The sequence below is a fragment of the Photobacterium makurazakiensis genome (assembly GCF_050336715.1).
GTDB lineage: Bacteria > Pseudomonadota > Gammaproteobacteria > Enterobacterales > Vibrionaceae > Photobacterium > Photobacterium makurazakiensis.
Map to the genome: position 1 here is coordinate 1 of NZ_JAKJSJ010000070.1, position 17781 is coordinate 17781.

The 17781-nt window shown below is 41.0% G+C and carries 16 protein-coding genes; 8 read left to right on the plus strand and 8 right to left on the minus strand.

Annotation, left to right across the window (positions count from 1 at the left end; all coding sequences use genetic code 11):
- The first annotated feature begins 242 nt into the window (after nt 1-242).
- From L4D09_RS24375 to L4D09_RS24385, 3 genes are all read left to right on the plus strand, one after another.
- Nucleotides 243-713, plus strand: coding sequence for an N-acetyltransferase (locus L4D09_RS24375; RefSeq protein ID WP_428460140.1), 471 nt, complete (start codon nt 243-245; stop codon nt 711-713).
- 177 nt (nt 714-890) lie between these two features.
- Entirely contained in the window at nt 891-1367 is a 477-nt protein-coding gene (locus tag L4D09_RS24380) for a GNAT family N-acetyltransferase (RefSeq protein ID WP_428460141.1), read from the plus strand.
- A 354-nt stretch (nt 1368-1721) separates the two neighbouring features.
- Nucleotides 1722-2390, plus strand: a complete 669-nt coding sequence (locus L4D09_RS24385; protein WP_428460142.1) for a tRNA (adenine(22)-N(1))-methyltransferase — start codon at nt 1722-1724, stop codon at nt 2388-2390.
- A gap of 133 nt (nt 2391-2523) precedes the next feature.
- Here L4D09_RS24385 and L4D09_RS24390 read toward each other — a convergent pair whose 3' ends face one another.
- The 3 genes from L4D09_RS24390 to L4D09_RS24400 form a co-directional block, all read right to left on the minus strand.
- Complete coding sequence (locus L4D09_RS24390; protein WP_428460143.1) at nt 2524-4797, minus strand: glycoside hydrolase; 2274 nt, start codon at nt 4795-4797, stop codon at nt 2524-2526.
- A 281-nt stretch (nt 4798-5078) separates the two neighbouring features.
- On the minus strand, nt 5079-6920 hold the full coding sequence (locus L4D09_RS24395; RefSeq protein WP_428460144.1) for a CocE/NonD family hydrolase: 1842 nt from the start codon (nt 6918-6920) through the stop codon (nt 5079-5081).
- Nucleotides 6921-6929: 9 nt separating this feature from the next.
- The gene (locus tag L4D09_RS24400) at nt 6930-8360 is read right to left on the minus strand and encodes a YfcC family protein (protein ID WP_428460145.1); all 1431 of its coding nucleotides are present in this window, start codon (nt 8358-8360) and stop codon (nt 6930-6932) included.
- A gap of 105 nt (nt 8361-8465) precedes the next feature.
- Here L4D09_RS24400 and L4D09_RS24405 point away from each other — a divergent pair, with 105 nt between their 5' ends.
- Nucleotides 8466-9365, plus strand: a complete 900-nt coding sequence (locus tag L4D09_RS24405; RefSeq protein WP_428460146.1) for a LysR family transcriptional regulator — start codon at nt 8466-8468, stop codon at nt 9363-9365.
- Nucleotides 9366-9513: 148 nt separating this feature from the next.
- On the opposite strand, the gene yghU is transcribed toward L4D09_RS24405, so the two are convergent.
- From yghU to L4D09_RS24420, 3 genes are all read right to left on the minus strand, one after another.
- Nucleotides 9514-10371, minus strand: a complete 858-nt coding sequence (gene yghU / locus L4D09_RS24410; protein ID WP_428460147.1) for a glutathione-dependent disulfide-bond oxidoreductase — start codon at nt 10369-10371, stop codon at nt 9514-9516.
- Between the two features lie 167 nt (nt 10372-10538).
- Nucleotides 10539-11186: a DUF3379 family protein gene (locus L4D09_RS24415; RefSeq protein ID WP_428460148.1), complete on the minus strand. Its 648-nt coding sequence runs from the start codon at nt 11184-11186 to the stop codon at nt 10539-10541.
- On the minus strand, nt 11176-11715 hold the full coding sequence (locus L4D09_RS24420; RefSeq protein WP_428460149.1) for a sigma-70 family RNA polymerase sigma factor: 540 nt from the start codon (nt 11713-11715) through the stop codon (nt 11176-11178). The genes L4D09_RS24415 and L4D09_RS24420 overlap by 11 nt, the downstream gene beginning before the upstream one ends.
- A 336-nt stretch (nt 11716-12051) precedes the next feature.
- Between L4D09_RS24420 and L4D09_RS24425 the strand changes: the two genes are divergently transcribed.
- Nucleotides 12052-12456, plus strand: coding sequence for a hypothetical protein (locus L4D09_RS24425; RefSeq protein ID WP_428460150.1), 405 nt, complete (start codon nt 12052-12054; stop codon nt 12454-12456).
- 256 nt (nt 12457-12712) lie between these two features.
- Nucleotides 12713-13588, plus strand: a complete 876-nt coding sequence (locus L4D09_RS24430; protein WP_428460151.1) for a 5'-methylthioadenosine/S-adenosylhomocysteine nucleosidase — start codon at nt 12713-12715, stop codon at nt 13586-13588.
- A gap of 64 nt (nt 13589-13652) precedes the next feature.
- On the opposite strand, the gene L4D09_RS24435 is transcribed toward L4D09_RS24430, so the two are convergent.
- Nucleotides 13653-14354: a PEP-CTERM sorting domain-containing protein gene (locus L4D09_RS24435; protein ID WP_428460152.1), complete on the minus strand. Its 702-nt coding sequence runs from the start codon at nt 14352-14354 to the stop codon at nt 13653-13655.
- 302 nt (nt 14355-14656) lie between these two features.
- Here L4D09_RS24435 and L4D09_RS24440 point away from each other — a divergent pair, with 302 nt between their 5' ends.
- Both L4D09_RS24440 and L4D09_RS24445 read left to right on the plus strand, forming a co-directional pair.
- A complete protein-coding gene (locus L4D09_RS24440; RefSeq protein ID WP_428460153.1) occupies nt 14657-15082 on the plus strand; it encodes a hypothetical protein in 426 nt (141 codons plus the stop codon).
- 926 nt (nt 15083-16008) lie between these two features.
- Nucleotides 16009-16173, plus strand: a complete 165-nt coding sequence (locus L4D09_RS24445; RefSeq protein ID WP_428460154.1) for a hypothetical protein — start codon at nt 16009-16011, stop codon at nt 16171-16173.
- A gap of 386 nt (nt 16174-16559) precedes the next feature.
- On the opposite strand, the gene gluP is transcribed toward L4D09_RS24445, so the two are convergent.
- On the minus strand, nt 16560-17768 hold the full coding sequence (gene gluP, locus L4D09_RS24450) for a glucose/galactose MFS transporter (protein WP_428460155.1): 1209 nt from the start codon (nt 17766-17768) through the stop codon (nt 16560-16562).
- Between the last annotated feature and the right edge of the window lie 13 nt (nt 17769-17781).

The following is a 17781-nucleotide window of genomic DNA, read 5'->3' on the forward strand; positions in this document are numbered from 1 at the left end:
TTGCATATCCAGTCCTGTTGCAGACTCGTTGTATATGAGTGTCCACCGCAATAAAGTATCTACCTTCATTATCTTTTAGCCACACAATCATTCTGTGCAATGATAAGTTTGCAGCTCAGTGTGAGTAGAACCTGGCTCGCTTTTGCCCCATAGTGTGTTTCGACCGATGTTTCCTGTCATTACCAAATCTGATGCGAAACGGTATACTCCCCCCTTACCTAACTACTAGAAAATACCAAGCTATGAAGTTCAGAAAATACAACGTTAAAGACAGAGATGCATTAGTTGAAATTTTGCTTTCCAACTGCCCCAAGTACTTCATTGAAAGTGATAAAGCTGATTTGCTCGATTTTCTCGATAATTATGCAGATGAAAATTACCTAGTTGCGGAAATTGAAGAAAAAGTCATTGGCTGTGGAGGACACTACACAAAAGGGGCTTCGCATGGGATTGCTTGGGTCATGTTTGAACGTAAAGCGATTGGACACAAAAAGTTGCTTTCGGTAGCAGATAGTTTTTACGCTGAAATTGAGAAGCGTATAAAAGCTGAGGGCCATTTGTATGACATTCAAATCAGTACGACTCAATTAATGGAAAAACTATTTGGCCGCTATGGTTTTAAGACAACGACAATCGTAAATGATGGGTTTGGAAAAGGGTTGCATCAGCACGATATGGTTAAGTCTTTTGCGAGTGACGATCAACTACCATAAACTTCCGCCCGGCAGTGTGCTGGCTAGATCTAACCAACTCGGGTTTGCCCCATTCCTAGATAGTTGGGCTTTGATGTTGACTGAGAGTTCCTAATGAGAGAGTGTGTATATTCTTCACAAAACTGATTTGAAAACTGGCACCTTATGACTATCAATATCGAAACAAAGTATTTAACCATGAGACAATTATCTAACGAGGATTGGTCTCTATACTATGAGCTTCAGACTGATCCAGAGATAATCGCTTTGTGTTTTGATGAGCCGAGCGAGGCTGATATTAAGGCAGGTTTTGAGTCTAGGCTACCAAACTGGACAGCAGATTCAGAGCACTGGCTATGCTTGGTAATCACAGAAAAAGAATCTGGAAACAAGGTTGGAGTAACAGGTTTCAACTTGACTGGCGGTGTAGCGGAAATTGGCTATCTACTGTTACCGAGTTTCCATGGTAAAGGCTATGCGACTGAATCACTTGAGGCTTTATTAGCTTGGTCACAAGATATTAGTGAGATAAATAGCTATAACGCCGTAGTTACCAAAGGCAACATTGCATCAGAAAGAGTCTTAGAAAAGTGTGGCTTCAACTTATCAAAAGTCGAACCAAATGCTTATGAAATTCAAGGGCAGCTATATGATGACCATATCTACACGTTATAGCTATAGAGCCATGTAACAATAACCAAAACTAATCCGTAGTTAACTAATTTAGCAAAGCGTATAACTCACTTCTGTCCAAAAATAAGTCACAGCACCACAGATAAAAAATCCCCACTACCAATTCAAACCAACCGAGGGGGACAAGTTTCTAGTTTTACTGGCTAGTTAACTTCCTCATCGCCCTCCAACAGAACCTTGATTGAATTGCCAAATAACGTGCCTTTATCTGTTTCACCGTAGCATTGTTAAAGTTGCGATTATGACGGATACGGCACTTTATTGGCTCCCCTACTTCGCTAAAAGGCTAAAAACCATTACAATGCGCGCGTTTTAAATGTTAATTAGGCATTTCCCGTGAAACTCAGTAAAAGATTGAAAAAAATCGAGCAAATGGTACCACCGAACTATACCCACATTTGGGATTGTTGCTGTGACCATGGACTTATCGGTGCTGCGCTACTGTCTCGGCAAGTTGCCGAAAATATTCATTTTTCTGATATTGTTCCGGACTTAATGGCGGCACTGGAAAAAAAACTGCAACGATTTTATCCCCAATCTGCTTGGCAAACTCACTGCCTTGATGTCGCAGAACTCCCCCTTGAGCACTATGACGGGAAACATTTGGTCATCATCGCTGGTGTTGGTGGCGACTTAATGAGCCAACTGGTTGAAACCATTTATCAAAGGCATCAACACGCGAATGTTGATTTCTTACTGTGCCCAGTTAATCACCAGTTTACGTTGCGCCAAACATTGATTGAACACGATTTTGGTTTAAAGCACGAAATACTCATTGAAGAAAATCGCCGTTTTTATGAAATTATGCTCGTTTCATCGACACGTGGAGACAATGAGCAGATCAGTGCCGTCGGTAGTAAAATTTGGCAATCTAACTCAGCCGAACAAGCCGAAATCGCAACAAAGTACAAAGACAAAACGCTGAGTCACTATCGTCGTATTCAACGAGGAAGCACCGCCAACATTCAGTCAATCATTGATGGTTACAGCGCTATAGGCATTTGAATTAAAAATAAATATAAAGTAACACGACCGAAAGTAATGAGCGTATTCCTCGCTATTAACGAACGTTATTGTGATGCCCACCTATTAACCCCCCACACCAGCTAAAGCCTAGTGGGGGGAGAAGTTTCTGCCTTTACTGACTCACCTGCCAGTTAACTTCCTCGCCGCTCGCCAACACAGCCTTGATTGACTTGCCAGATAACGTACCTTTGTCTGTTTTCACCGTATCATTATTAAAGTTGGCGATTATGACCGAACCATCACTGTAGGTTGTTTGTTGTACTAAGCCATCGTCACTAAGCCATTCAAACTTCACCAATGCTTTATTCCACAATTGTTCATGGATTGGCAAAAAGCCTTGCTGGTAATGTTGGAGCGCTTTAATACGCGGGCTATCTTTCGAGTCAGCTTCACTTCGAGCGAGGTGAACCATGGCAGGGGTATTGTAAAGCATGCTAATCAAGTCACGTTCCGCTTTAACATCACTGAACTTCAAGCTGTCGCTGTGCCAATGATGACTGTTAATCACTTCATCATGGAATACGGTTTGATATAGTGGTATTCGATATTGAGGGGCGAAGAACAGCGTCTTGTATGGCTCTTTCACCTCTGCACTTTGGAAGAAAAATTCCGGTTTATGATCTGGATACCATCGACCAAGATAATAAGGAGAGTCCTTCTTTTCCTTCATGTCTTTATCGCGCCAGCCAAAGCCGACAGTCTCCATGCCGTGTGCAAATGCGATACCTGCGGTGGTTAAGCTGTTACCATCTTCCGAGCCTAATATGACAGGAACATTATTAGGGATCCATTGTAGCCTTGAGTTATAGGCATCAAGCATTTCTTGTTCACTGGTACCATCACGGTAGTCTTCACGTGCCATAGCAACAGCATCAACATCTAGGAAGAGGCTATCAAAGCGGCCAAATTTAACAATATCTTCGATGCGCTGCTCAATATAGCCACGTTGGCAATTTGGGTTCAAGTAGTAACCGTTACCTCGAAAGCCAGCTTGAAGACTGCCATCGACTAACTCTATCGCACACCCCATGCGGATTTCATCTGGCAGCTGCGCTGTCATCCAACCATCATTCACACCTTGGGGGATTGCTGTATTATAGGAATCGTAAGTGGCAACCAGATACCCCGCCGATTTAGCGTGCTCGACAACATCGGGCTGGTAAAAAGCAGGCATCCAGTTATCAAATCCAAGCCACAGCTTACTCAACCCAGCCTCTTTCAGCGTATTCACCATATCTTCAGTCAGCGCTTGTCCCCAGCGTTCTTGACCTATTAAATATTGACCTGCATGTTCAACAAGCCAAGCCTTCCGTTCTTGTGCAGCCAAATATTGTGATTCAATGCCATTATTTTCAAGTTGTGGTTGAGGTGTAGGAGATTCGGTTTCTAAAGCCGTATTAATACTGTCAACCAACAGCTGCTTTTCATACTTACTAAACCAAGTGGTTCCTTTCTTCAGGGAAGATAGCTGCTTTTTATCCGGCTCAGGCACATTTAGCCCTGAGTCATTCAAATACCAATCTTTTAGACCCCACCAATCGGCCACATCTTCGACATCAATAAGACCGCGACCGAATAGGTACACATTGCTAGCGCCCACTAACTTTTCTAATGCTGGGTTTGCCTGCATTTTCTTGGCTAACGGGGTTACTAAGCCATTATCAATCCGCCATTGCCGGTAGGCTTTAGCACCCGATAAGTTGTCTTTACCTAAGCTAATACGCACAATAAAGGGTTGTGACTTATTCAACGTGGTAAAGTTATGCGATGCCAACATATTGATCTTTCGGGGCTTGCTATTGTTTGATTCAAAGTTCAGTTGGTTGTTAGTTGCGGTAACTAGATGATAAGTAATGTAGCTGTCACCCTGCTTTGCACTCCAGAATGGCATCTTGAGTTCTTGGGTGGTATTCGAGCCCGAATATGAACGAGCTAGGTATTCAATCCAAATTTGATGGTTAGTTGGCACCCTCATCCCTTCACTGAAAGGCAGGTAAAGCACATCAGTTGCTTGCTCTGGCAGATCAAACCATGACAGGGTCCATGGTTTTTCCCGCTTTATTTGATTCGGTGAGTTGGCAGTAAAAGTTAATGTCAGCACATCGGCTAACTCCGCCGTGACACTAATATTGGCTGGTTTTAACGTCCAACTCGATACCGTACCAGAAACCCGACGTAAATTGGCAACTTGCTGCCTTTCGCCATTGATGACCAGATTGGGCTGATTTACCTCTAAATCATTCCATGTAATCGCTAACGTCTCAGCGCTTATAGAAATCGCTTTGTTCTGAGTGGCTAGGTTAATCTGCTCATCTGCATTTGCGGATAAGCTAAATATACTCGTAGCAACCACCAGCCACGGTACCGAATTCTTGTATAAAGACATTACTCGCTCCAAATCAACGTCAATCGATATTTCATCACCTTATCGATAGTGATATGTCACTGTAATGTCTTTATTTTGATCTTAATAACATTTTAATGTCTCCAAGATATCTTTGCTTTATCAACCAAAATCAGGGTCTCAAATAAACGTTCAACAAAATAATAAAGCCATCTCTTTTAACAAAGAGATGGCAAAAGAAATGAAACATATTCGTAAAACCAAAGGCTACGGCTTAAGCTTTAAATATTATCAATGTCTGCGGTGCTATGACGCTCAAAATCCTAATTTTCAATTACCTCTAACATCAATGATGATGAGAGAGCTGAAGAAAAATGGATTGTATTTTTTGCGACTGTCATCAGTTGAGCTGTTCCTTCAGGCTCTCCACTGTTAGGATTGACATCGAACTTAGGGAAATTACTACTGGAAATATCAAGCCTCATTCGATGCCCCCGCTTAAATACATTACACGTTGCAAACGCTTCTATCTCAATTTCATACACTTTACCTTGTTGCAATAACTGTGGTTTTTGGTAAGAGTGATGATAACGGCAGCGAAAAATCCCATCAGAAATATTCATTGCAAAGCCCTGCGGATAATCGTCATTCGGCGGATAAACATCGACTAATTTAGCGGTGAAATCCGTATCTAACGCATCGCTTTCGATAAAGAGTTTTATCATCACTTTCCCTGACACGATAAAATCTTGTGTTAATACTGGCGTTTCAAACACCAACACATCTTTGCGTGCCGATAGCGGTAAGTTGTTCCCATTCGTTCCGAAGAACCGTGGGTCTTCAGTTTGATCAAACGCCCCACCAACAAACACTGGCTTCCCTGATGTTAATGCGCCTCCAATTGTGGGCATAGGATGCCGAGGGTCAAATAAGTAACTCAAGCAGGCAGGTGTTATTTCTGGTTCGTGGCTCAATTCCCCACCCGAACGTAAATACCACTGTTTCATTTGGGTATGTGGTAGCGGCCACTGTGTCGTATGTATCCAACGCCCACCATGATTGAGTTTACCTTGAGATGTTTTGCTCCCATCGCCTCCCCCCATCTGAAACACACTGACTTTGGCTTGTTCCGGTAAATTGGCATCTAATAACCAGCGCCGGAACCAATCGATACGTTGCTGTAACCAGCTCTGTGCCACATTGGTGTCGAATGATGCCTGAGCACCAAATTCAACATCACCACAATGCGTCACATTACGGTCACCATGAAGCCAAGGGCCCATAATGAGTGACACTGGGGCGGTGTTTTGTTCACTTAAGGCGTGGTAATTATCTAACGTACTTTTCACATAAACATCGTACCAACTAGACATCAGTAAAATCGGGATATCCGGGATATGTTGGTAGCTATCAAGCGTATAAATGCCCGAGCCTTTCCAGAAGTCGTCAAACGTACCCGCTTCCCATTGTTCTAATAAATACGCTTCATAATCCGGTAAATGCCTAAGGGGCGAATGCCCGCGCTTCCACGGCATTTGCTTGAACCACTCAATAATATCTTCACTTTCTAGCGCGCGTTTCACGATCGGATCCGCTTTCGCTTCAGGGCTCACTAATGCTTGACGGTAAGCCCAAGTGGCTTGCTTCAATTCAAACGCACCTCCTTGACGAATACCGCACTCATAAGCGCTAGAAAAACCGCCTGAATCCAATGCCATGCAAGCTAAACCAGGAGGATTTAAACACGCCATTGCCATTTGTGTATGTGCAGCATATGATAGCCCCATGCTGCCTATTGAGCCATTACACCACGGTTGCTGATGAATCCATTCGCAAGTATCGAAACCATCTTCTGCTTCATTAATATATTTCGTAAAAGTGCCTGTCGACTTATAGCGCCCTCGACAATCTTGAAAAACGCAGACGAAACCGGCATCAGTAAACGCCCGCGCCATTTCTTCTCGTGTTAGCAAATGCCCTGATAAATCCACTTCTGAACGTGATGGTGCAGCTTTGTTATAGGGGGTTCTTTCAATAATAACAGGCCAAGATTGATGTAATGAACCCGCCTCCATACTGCAGTCAAAATTTTGCGGCAGGTACACGTCGGTAGCTAACAGCACGCCATCACGCGTTGCTACCATATTGTCTTTTAATACTTTCATGACTATTCCCTAACCGTAAACCGACAAGCTTATTGAGAGGAAAAGCAACGCAAAGAGAATAATAATTAAAAAGAATGGGAAAATGTACCTTGCCCACTGCCCCCAGCCAACCTGTGCGGTAGCAAGGAAAATCAACAACCCACTTGATGTTGGTGTAATGATATTTGTTGCACCATTACCCATCAAAAATGCCAATACAGTAGTGTGTGGATCGACACCAGCCAGTTGACCTAAAGGACCCAAAATCGGCATTGTCACCGCTGCCTGTCCTGATGTCGATGGGATGGCAACATCAATCACCAACTGGGCAAAAAACATGCCGAAGGCAGCAAACGTCGCATTGTTTTCACCCACTACAGACGAAAGAGCAAAAATAATACTATCAAGTACCTGACCTTGAGCCAGTAGTAGCGAAACAGATGTTGCAAGGCCAATCAACACGCCAGCAATCAATACTTTCTTCATGCCCGACACAAACGCATCGACAGTTTCATTGCTGTTCAGTCCCCCTACGACCGCAAAGATCACTCCTAGCGCGAGGTAATAAGCGGATAGTTCATTATATTTCCAATGCCATGTTTGAGAGGCATACACGAGAAAACCTATCCCCAACCCCAGAATCAGCAATACCAACGCATGGCGTGTAGGAAGTGGAGATGCATCCCATCCCGCTTCGATCGTCACATTCTTCACTTCTTTACGAATACTACGCAATACATAAAGAATACCGACAACCATCAACACAACATAAACCAGCACACGCATTCCCATGCCACTAAAAACGGGAACATCAACCAAAGGCTGTGCAATAGATAATGCGTAAGGGTTGGTTATAGAAGCCAAATAGCCGACTTTAACCGGGATCGCCACAATGGCTAATCCAACAATGCTAGACAAGCCCATTCGGTGGGCCATTGCCACCACCATAGGGATAACTAACAAATATTCTTTTGCCATTCCCATGAAGGTACTGCCCATCGAAAAAGCAATCATCATGGCAGGTACTAATAGGTATACATTTCCTTTGGTGACAGACAGCATACGTTCAAGCCCCGTCTCTATCGCCCCCACCTTGTTGAGCACACCAAACATTCCACCGATAAACAGCACCATAAATATCATGCCAGACTGCTTATTGATCGCTTGGGGAATACTGACTAGCGCATCCAACAAACTGACAGCTTTAGCGTCACTGCCTTCAGAATAAATGCCAAGTAGGTTCGACACCGATACGTCTTTTTCTAATACTTGGTAGGTACCAGGAACAATTAACTTTCCGTTACGTTCAAACGCACCTGAATCTAAAAAATAGGTCATGAACACCGCAGCCAACACCACAAAAAGTAGGATGATGACAGGGTTCATGGATTTCTTTTTTTGGGGGGCAACCTGGATTTCAGGTGACAATTGACTTGGCATCGTCGATTCTTTTATTGTCATGTATAAGTTCTCGTTGTTATGTTTACATTTTATCAACATAACAATCAATTATATTCCCTCACAAGGGTATGACAGATCATCATACTCCTATGCAGACAAGGCATTATGAACATAAAACAACTTACGACTCTCAGGGCGATAATGACGACGGGATCAACAAGTTCCGCGGCTTTGCAGCTCGGTGTATCACAATCAGGCATCAGTCGTTTACTTACGCAGCTAGAGCAAGAACTTGATCTAGCGTTATTTGATCGGAAAAAAGGTCGGTTAATAATTAAGCCTGAAAATAAAAATTTGTTAACAAACGCGCTAAAATCACTCGACCAACTTGAACATCTTTATGAAGAGGCCCAAGAAATCAAAAAAGGCTGTTTAAGCAAAGAAACAATAAAAATAGCCGTTCCTTATACCTTCTCTTCATCTCTAATTCCGCAACTATTACTTCAGCTGCGTCAAGATCACCCTTATCTATTGGTAGAATTAATTACAGGGAATTATTCATTTATCGAAGAATGCGTAGAGTCTGGTAAAGCGGATATTGGATTCACTCGTATCTATAATAATCCGAGATTCAACTACACCCCCGTCGCATCGGGTGCATCAATTTGTGTTATGCCAAGGTCACATGCATTAACAGCCCAGCACACAATTACCGCGGAGCTACTGCACGATGAACCTTTGATATTACTTGGTAAGAAGAGTGGTTCTCGCAAAGATATTGATCGTTTTTTTCAGCGCTATCAGGTGACTCCCAATATTATTGTAGAGGCGCACTCTGTGGATGTAGCCTGCTCATTAGTCTCTGCTGAAATTGGCATTTCTATCGTGAACAGCGTATTGCTGCAAGGAGGACAGTATTCCAATATCATTGCTCGGCCTATTATCGACCTTCCACGTTATCAATATGGGTTGATTACCGCTGTAGGTAATACATTCAATACTTTCAATCAGACGCTATACGCACAGATTTGCGATCTAATGCGTGAACATTTAACAAAAAATTAATGGGTTTAGATATACCTCTGCGCCTAGATGAAGTATCTCTGATCAATGAAAGCAGACAGGTAACATTTATAAAGAGGGTTGATGGTACCTGCCAGCTTAAGCCATAGCCATAGCCTTAAGTCAAACTGACAGGATAAAAGTATTCGATTTAGGGCTTTAGCTTTAAAACATTATCAATATCTGCAGCACTATGGCGCTCTGGCACCATTTCCCACTCTTCCCCCCAACTTCGATTCACAATACGGCCACGTTGAACGGCTTGGCGGGCTTCAATCTCTTTAGCCCAACGTTGTAAGTGCGTGTACTTTTCAACTTGAAGGAACTCTGCAGCATCGTAAATTCGACCCAGTACTAAGTTGCCATACCATGGCCAAATCGCCATATCAGCAATGCTGTATTCATCACCGCCTATAAAAGCATTCGATGCTAATTGCTTATCAAGCACATCCAACTGGCGCTTAGCTTCCATTGAAAATCGATTAATTGGGTATTCGAACTTCTCTGGCGCATAAGCATAGAAGTGCCCAAAACCACCCCCCAAATAAGGTGCTGAGCCTTGTAACCAAAATAGCCAGTTCATGACTTTAGTTTTTGCTTCGATATTTTCAGGCAAAAAATGGCCAAATTTTTCAGCCAAATAAAGCAAGATAGAACCAGATTCGAAGACTTCAACCGGATTCTCACCGGAGCTATCGACTAAAGCTGGGATCTTTGAATTTGGGTTAACGCTAACAAAGCCAGACGAGAACTGATCACCATCACCAATATTAATCAGATGTGCATCATATTCGGCTTCAATAACCCCTGCTGCCAATAGCTCTTCAAACATGATAGTGACTTTCTGTCCATTCGGTGTGCCGAGTGAGTACAGCTGGAATGGGTGCGAGCCGACAGGTAACGCTTGCTCATGCCGTGCACCTGAGTCGGGACGATTGATGCTTGCCCACTCTCCGCCATTTTCACTATCATCAATCCATACTTTAGGTGGAATATAATCGGTACCCATCTGCCTCTCCTAGCTGTGTCTCTTGAGATGATTGTAGTTTTTGAACAAACGTTCAATAACTAAAATCATAATCTGACCATCGATAACGCGCAAGGGTTTTGAACTGTTACTTATAAACCTTTTAGCTATATAACCATGAATAAGGTCATAACCCGCTAGATGAATGACTAGATGACATCCCATTTCATTGCTGCTTTCATCTGTTGGGAGATATCACTCGAAATTGCCATATCATCGCTAATCACGACAAGACTTTGCGTCTCATACGGCGTTTGGACACCACTTACAGAGTCTTCATCAAATGTCTTCTGCCCTTGGCTTTTTTTGGGCACAAGATAAACACTCACACGCTCACCCTGTGTGGTTCCAACTATCATCTGAAATACTGTTTCATCGCCAAAGTTACAATGGTTAACGTAATAAATCTGACCAGGTAAATGCTCAAATTTAGAACCAAATGGCGCAAGCTTCATGTTCACTTGTTCCAATGTGACTCGCTCATTAATATCGTCAAGAAAATCGCCTTGATTGGAAATATGATTCATGGCTAACGGAATGTAGTTGTCGGACTCAAACTGAATTGGCTTAACAGAATCAGTAGTAAACATAACCAAGCTCATTATTATTAATGCCAACCCTGCCCCCCAAACCCCACGACGCCTAGAACGGCATACTGGCACTCCTTCATTGGGAATATCGAGTAACCTCGATGAAAGCCCTTTAGGGACGTCAATATAAACGGCACCTCTAACCCGATGTTCATGTGCATCCTGTCTAGCTCTATACTCACTTAATGACGTGACCTTATGCTTCACACCTTACTCCGTTAGTCTCTACATGCTCATCCCTCAGCTGCTTTTTGGCACGTGCTAACCGAGTAAGAACGGTATTCAATTTAAGACTAAGGATCTCTGCCACTTCTTCAGCGGTAAAGCCCATAAGTACTTGTAAGAGTAGTGGCTCTCGGTATTTATCATTTAGACCTAAAATCTTTTCACGTAGGATCTCATTATCATCAGAACCTGAGTCTTCCGTAAATAAATAGCACTCTTCTATATCAATGTATTCAACGGGTTTAACTCGAAAACGGCGAGCATTCTCACGCCTTAATATTGTTATCAGCCATGATTTTGCAACTTTATCATCCGCTAAATCATCAATAAACCGCCAAGCTCTAAGGTAAGTTTCTTGCACTAAATCTTCTGCATCATGTTGGTTTTTACATAACCAATACGCATATCGATATAAATCATTTCCATAATCACTTACCAGTAGCTCATATCGCCTTTTTCTCGATGAATGTGTTTTCCTGATAAATTTTGTTTTGAATATATTCGTTATCATATAAATTTAGCTATCAAAGTTTAAAGTAGTGTTGTTACTTATGACCGCTCCCCCACAAATAATTCATATTATTTTAAATTAGAGGTGTATCTATATATTACATCTCCCACATGATAACGACTCGAACCAAATGAAATATAAACGCCTTTATAATTATAAACTTAACACGAAACACTTTAAATAATAATATTTTTTGAAATAATATACATACCTTCGTGGTCTTTTCTCTCGACATCTATACACACTGGAATATCGAGTATATATAACAATTGTTATCAACATCACCACCGTGCTAAACAAAACCTATCAACAATGAATGTAAATAGAGAAATAAATATGGAAAATAAACTAAAGTCGAACCTTTCAATAAGTCTTCTTGTACTAAGAATTGGTATATTTATAGTATTCCTTTTTTGGGGGTTAGATAAAATCGTATTAACCGAACATGCAATTAAAGTATTTTCAGGGTTCTATGGCTTAAATATAAGTCCTGGAGTTATGATTTCACTCGGGATCGGTCAAATCTTATTCTTGATCGCATTTGTATTAGGGCTATGGCGAAATAAAACCTATCTTGCGATCCTCGTTCTCCACCTCGTTTCAACGCTATCAGCATTTGGCAAATACTTAGACCCGTTCAATAACCTCTTGTTCTTTGCCGCGTGGCCAATGCTCGCTGCATGTTTAGCTCTCTACCTATTACGTGATTACGATACTTACACCGTAAAGCTATCAAAATAGGATAAGCAACCACGGCAGAAGCATACTGACTAATGAATCTACGGGTATGTTTCTGCCCCTCTGAAGCACCTAAAAATAAGTTACAACACAGAATGTTAAATTACTCTTTAATATTCATAAAGATATGCAAGTAAAACACATTTACTTACATTTGCGCATAGTGACGCAAACGGTTGCGCGAGGTATATTCCCGCCCAGTTAATGACTAATAACTCATTAACCAACCATGCCCAACCAATTTAGGAATGTGTGTTCTATGTTTACTCTGTCTAAAAAAGTCTTACTTGCTGCAAGTGCAATGATCTTTGCTTCTGTTGCTTCAGCAAACACAGTGAAAAGTGTCACGGTACCTTCGCACGATGCACCCAAGCAGCCAATTCTGATTCAAGGTCCAATGCCAATTGAAGCTGAATATTTTGCTGGCCTTTTGAAAGATGTGAAAATTGAACACACTGGCAACTTTATCTTTTACATTGGTACTTTGAACGATTATCCGATTGTTGTGACCAAAACAAGTAAAGGCGTTGAAAACACAGCGGCTGCGACTGCAATCGCTATTGAGCGTTACAATCCACGTGCCATCATCAACCAAGGCACATCAGGCGGTCACGACAAGTCACTGAATGTTGGTGATATCGTATTAGGTAAGCGTTCATTCAATGCAGGTAACTTCAAAACACCTAGACTTGCTGAAGGCGAAGGTTCAAACCCAATGAACTGGATCCCTATGGATGTTATGGCATCGGAAAGCAGTGCAGGTGAAGGTGATGCAGCAGCAGATGCTGAAAAAGTTCGCTACTACGCAGGTAACAAAGACCTACTTGCTTCTGCGCATGCAGTAAAAGAAACGCACAAGCGCGGTAAAGTGGTTGAAGGAACTATTGCTTCAGCGAATTTCTGGAACAATGAAATTGACCGTATGAACTGGTTACACGAAAACTACGGCACCAGCGTTGAAGAAATGGAAACAGCTTCTGCAGCAATGATGGCTGAAGCTTACAAAGTCCCTTTCTTAGGTGTTCGTATTCTGTCTAACAACCTGACCAACAACGGAAAGTACGACCCATCAACAGCAACAGACAACCAAAAGTTTGTTAAGAACCTAGTGATTCACTATATCTCTACGCTGTAATCGTTAATCAAGACTATATACATAAAGCCCGCTATAGCGTTTAGCGGGCTTTTTACCTTTCCGATTAGTCATTAAATCTTCGTAGACTACCAACACCTAATATACCGGCGAGAAATAATAAAAATGTGGTTGGCTCGGGGATGCGTCGCTCTGCTGCTCCTGCAACGTCTAACCCAGCCCACTCAATAACATAAGTGCCAGCGCTAATATCACTAAATGTTTGTGCGCCAAAAAATTCGCCTAAATCACCTGAAAACGCGCCAGACGCAGCTGCTCGAGAAAATGCTGACCCTTGCGGTTCTTCCCCTCCATTAGCAGATGCACTCGCGTTAAAGACGGGTTCACTAAAGATGATCGAACTGATTTCATCTAAGATGATTGTAATTGTTAGCCCCAAAATCAAACTGGATTCAACCCGACCATTCGTTGCTTCCCCAAGCGTATTAGCTTCTGCCTTTATAGCCGCATCATTCGGGTCGTCGGATACAACTTCCCACTCATAATCCCACCTAAAGCGAGCATCCCCTTCTGATGTACCGTCGAAAAAAGTGCGAGAAGATTCTGCCACACCAATTGAGCCACTTTCATCAGAGAGTGAAATCGAAAACTCAGCATCGGCACTCGATTCGTAGCTTGCAGGCATCGGCACAGCCATAGCTTTTAAAGGTATAAATAGGCATATCATTACTAGATACAGAATGGATATAGGCATCAGCATAACCTCAACTACTAAGTCAGATACCACTTTATGCAATAAATATGCCATGCTTGCTCCCCTTATATTACAGTCACTTACATAGCATTACTTATTGTACTGTTAAATTTACTGACAGAAAAAATAACCTAAAACTGAAAGAGCCATTACTACTACTTCAAACTTGATACTAGACCTACCTATTATTGGATACAGCGGCGGCTATTAGTCATGCTTAAACCTATCAATGCTATAGACACAATCAATTGGTAAAAATCCAGTAATAAACGAAAATAGCGCGCATATAAAACACCACCAATTAAACAATGATTATATTTAGAATAAAAAACAGAATATATGGCAATAGGATTAACATGTTAAACAAACAATTTGAAAACAAAATAAACGAATCATTGGCTAACATACAAGCATTATTAACTATTAACTTTGATACTCCATACATAAAACTAAACAGAGTTATATTTGATAACGAAAATGTACCTGAGTTTGAAGTTCATTTTAAAAATCCAATGAACGTAACGGATAAAATCAACTTAAGTTTTGGTGAACTTGTTTATTTCATTAAGAATCCAAAAGATTTAATCGTCCACTACCACAAAGAAAGATACATTGATTACCTTGCTTGGCTGAACGATGCTGGTCTGATCCAATGCTCACAGATAACGACTACAGGTGCTAGATGCAAGTGTTTCATCAGTAATAAGACCCACAACCTAACTGAGCATATCAAGCTGAAGAACAAAGGAAGGCTATGTACAAGGCATACTGATAAGGCCTAAAAAAATGCGGCAAGGATAGCCGCAAAAATTTACGCATAAAAAAACCGCCCGTAGGCGGTTCAGTTATTTCTGTCTAATCACCTTAATTTTATAACGCTTTGGCAAGCTACGCATTTAAAACACGCTTTATAACCTAACATTTTCCACGTAAGTTTCCTTCTAACGCGAACATACTGATTAGACGTACCACATTTGCAAATCATTAACTTTATCCTTTGAGAATTTTAATTAATGATGTTGTGTTCATTTGCTGACTTTTAGTGATTTATAAGCACATAATCGCATCCATTCCTGTGTTTTCTAGTAGTTTCGTCACAAGCTGGCATTTTATAGAGTTATTCAATAATAGAAGCAATAAAAATATATCACTTCAAAAACCGCTTGTTCACTCAATAAACAATTCAGTGTGTAAATGTGTCTAAACATTTAATTTTGAAAACAAGCAGTATTAAAAACACACCTAAATTGATGGTTTTTTGTATAGATTAAACAGGCTGACACGAAATGAAATATAAGCCTATTTAACTCGGAAAAGCTAGTATTAGCCTAATGTTGTGTTCCGTACCAACCAAATGGTAGCCGTTAGATTCAGTGTTACTGGATCTCGCATCTAGAAGGAATAATAAAATCCTTGTCAAAAAATAGCACGGACAACCATCATCAGTAACTATCGATTAATGAAAACAGATAACAAAATCAAATTACCCAGTTTTCCACTCACAAAAAAAGACAATAATACACCGTTCTATTGCAGTGTTCCAAAAATGCATGTACGATTTAGAACGAAAAATGGGTAATAGAAAGAATTATCACACTAGTACTATAAAAATAGTACTTAGTGAAACTGCTCTCGTTATCACAGAGCATTTTAAATACAAAAATGTAACATACAAATAAAATCGAGGCGTTAAAGTAAAGGCTTATATATGAGAAAACTGGCAATAATTTCAATATCTATTTTATTAATGTCTTGTTCTTCAACTAATGATATTGACGATGTTAATGATATTGATGATGAAAAACCTGCACTAATCGAAATTCATGAAACATTGCAAATTTTTCACTGGGCTTCATTTTTCTTCAAGCAATGAATAAGACCTATAATGCGGGCCTTATGTTTAACTACGCAAAGTAGCGACTTCATATCAAGCATTCTGCCAGCGCATTAGAGGGTTATTAAGTGGCACCTCAATCATGGTGAAACCTTCTTCCTCTTCGTTAATAATAAATATACCTGTCAGTAGGTTCATAAAATGTGATGACGCTCAATGTTCCATTTTGCGGGATGAGAATCCCACATAGTGGAACATGATCATTTAGTATATAAATAACTAATTTTCCCTCCACTTATCAATCATTAATTATCTAACAAGCTTTAAAAATAAACTTTCTGATAAGTACTGCAACCTAAATGCAAAATATAAAAAAGCTCTTCCAACTGAAAGGAAGAGCCTTTTTAACTGTCATGAATACCAAATTAAGCTTTAGCTAGCTTATGCTCAAGCATACCAAATGATAAAATGACTAAGTAGCCGACAATCGGAACAGTAAATGATAAAACTAAACCCACCCTATCGGCTATTAACGCTTGCACCAACGGAAGTAAAGCACCACCAATACTACACATAATTAAAATAGCCGAGGCTCTACCAGCAAGAATACCAAGCCCTTTCACTGCAGTAGAGAAAATAACTGGATACATTATAGAATTACATAGTCCAATAAGAGTAAGGCTCCAGGCACCAACAAGACCAGGAAACAAAATTGCGATAAATACAAGGCATATAGATAAAATCGCATTCAACGCCAGCATTTTTCTTGCATCAACCTTTTTAAGAACAATACTACCAAGCAAGCGTCCAACTAATGCTCCTCCCCAATACAGTGAGACAAAAACACCGGCCTTAGAAGAAGATAGTGATAATACTTCACCATCCGTCAAATAGCTGATCAGAAAAGTTCCCACAGCCACTTCGACGCCGACATAACAGAATATGGTGACAGCACCATACATAAATGTTCGGTGTTTCAATAAATCTATCCATCGACTAGTCGCTAGTGCACTCTTACTTATCACCGTTATTGGTGAGCATTTAAATAACATAGCAAGTAATACAGCCAATCCCCCCATTGCTGTATACGCAACTTGAACAGACATCATTGCTTCACCAATCCCTTGGGCTAAAGCGGCCATAAAAACCCCCATTCCTATGGCTGATGCTAGCGTCGTCCCCACCGAATTAATCGACGAGCAGAATGTTAACCTTGCCGCTGCAGTCTCTGCTGACCCTAAAGACACCGCAAATGGATTAGCAGCAACTTGCAGCGCCGCAATACCAGAGGCTAGTACAAAAATAGCCAACAAAAATAACGGATATGAAAACAATGAGGACGCTGGAACAAACAGGAGACACCCAAGAGTTAATAATCCTAGACTCAGCCGTATGACCGCTACATACCCTGTTTTTCCCATTAAAAAAGCGGTTGGAAGACAAACTATGAATGGCGCAATATAAAAAGTCAGTTGTATGTACATTGACTCAACATAATTAAGTTCAAATACATCTCTTAAAAAAGGAACCAACATACTATTTAGTGACGTTAATAGGCCCCAGATGAAAAACACTAAACTCAGCAACGTAATTGGCATTATACTTTGCCGAGACAATTTAGAAGTTAGTTCCATAATAGAATTTCAT

Coding starts and splice junctions, on each gene's coding strand:
- L4D09_RS24430 (WP_428460151.1), top strand. CDS start 12,713: ATGTTTACTCTGTCTAAAAAAGTCTTACTTGCTGCAAGTGCAATGATC.
- L4D09_RS24375 (WP_428460140.1), top strand. CDS start 243: ATGAAGTTCAGAAAATACAACGTTAAAGACAGAGATGCATTAGTTGAA.
- L4D09_RS24400 (WP_428460145.1), bottom strand. CDS start 8,360: ATGACAATAAAAGAATCGACGATGCCAAGTCAATTGTCACCTGAAATC.
- gluP (WP_428460155.1), bottom strand. CDS start 17,768: ATGGAACTAACTTCTAAATTGTCTCGGCAAAGTATAATGCCAATTACG.
- L4D09_RS24445 (WP_428460154.1), top strand. CDS start 16,009: ATGAGAAAACTGGCAATAATTTCAATATCTATTTTATTAATGTCTTGT.
- L4D09_RS24435 (WP_428460152.1), bottom strand. CDS start 14,354: ATGGCATATTTATTGCATAAAGTGGTATCTGACTTAGTAGTTGAGGTT.
- L4D09_RS24380 (WP_428460141.1), top strand. CDS start 891: ATGAGACAATTATCTAACGAGGATTGGTCTCTATACTATGAGCTTCAG.
- L4D09_RS24440 (WP_428460153.1), top strand. CDS start 14,657: ATGTTAAACAAACAATTTGAAAACAAAATAAACGAATCATTGGCTAAC.
- yghU (WP_428460147.1), bottom strand. CDS start 10,371: ATGGGTACCGATTATATTCCACCTAAAGTATGGATTGATGATAGTGAA.
- L4D09_RS24425 (WP_428460150.1), top strand. CDS start 12,052: ATGGAAAATAAACTAAAGTCGAACCTTTCAATAAGTCTTCTTGTACTA.
- L4D09_RS24390 (WP_428460143.1), bottom strand. CDS start 4,797: ATGTCTTTATACAAGAATTCGGTACCGTGGCTGGTGGTTGCTACGAGT.
- L4D09_RS24405 (WP_428460146.1), top strand. CDS start 8,466: ATGAACATAAAACAACTTACGACTCTCAGGGCGATAATGACGACGGGA.
- L4D09_RS24420 (WP_428460149.1), bottom strand. CDS start 11,715: ATGATAACGAATATATTCAAAACAAAATTTATCAGGAAAACACATTCA.
- L4D09_RS24395 (WP_428460144.1), bottom strand. CDS start 6,920: ATGAAAGTATTAAAAGACAATATGGTAGCAACGCGTGATGGCGTGCTG.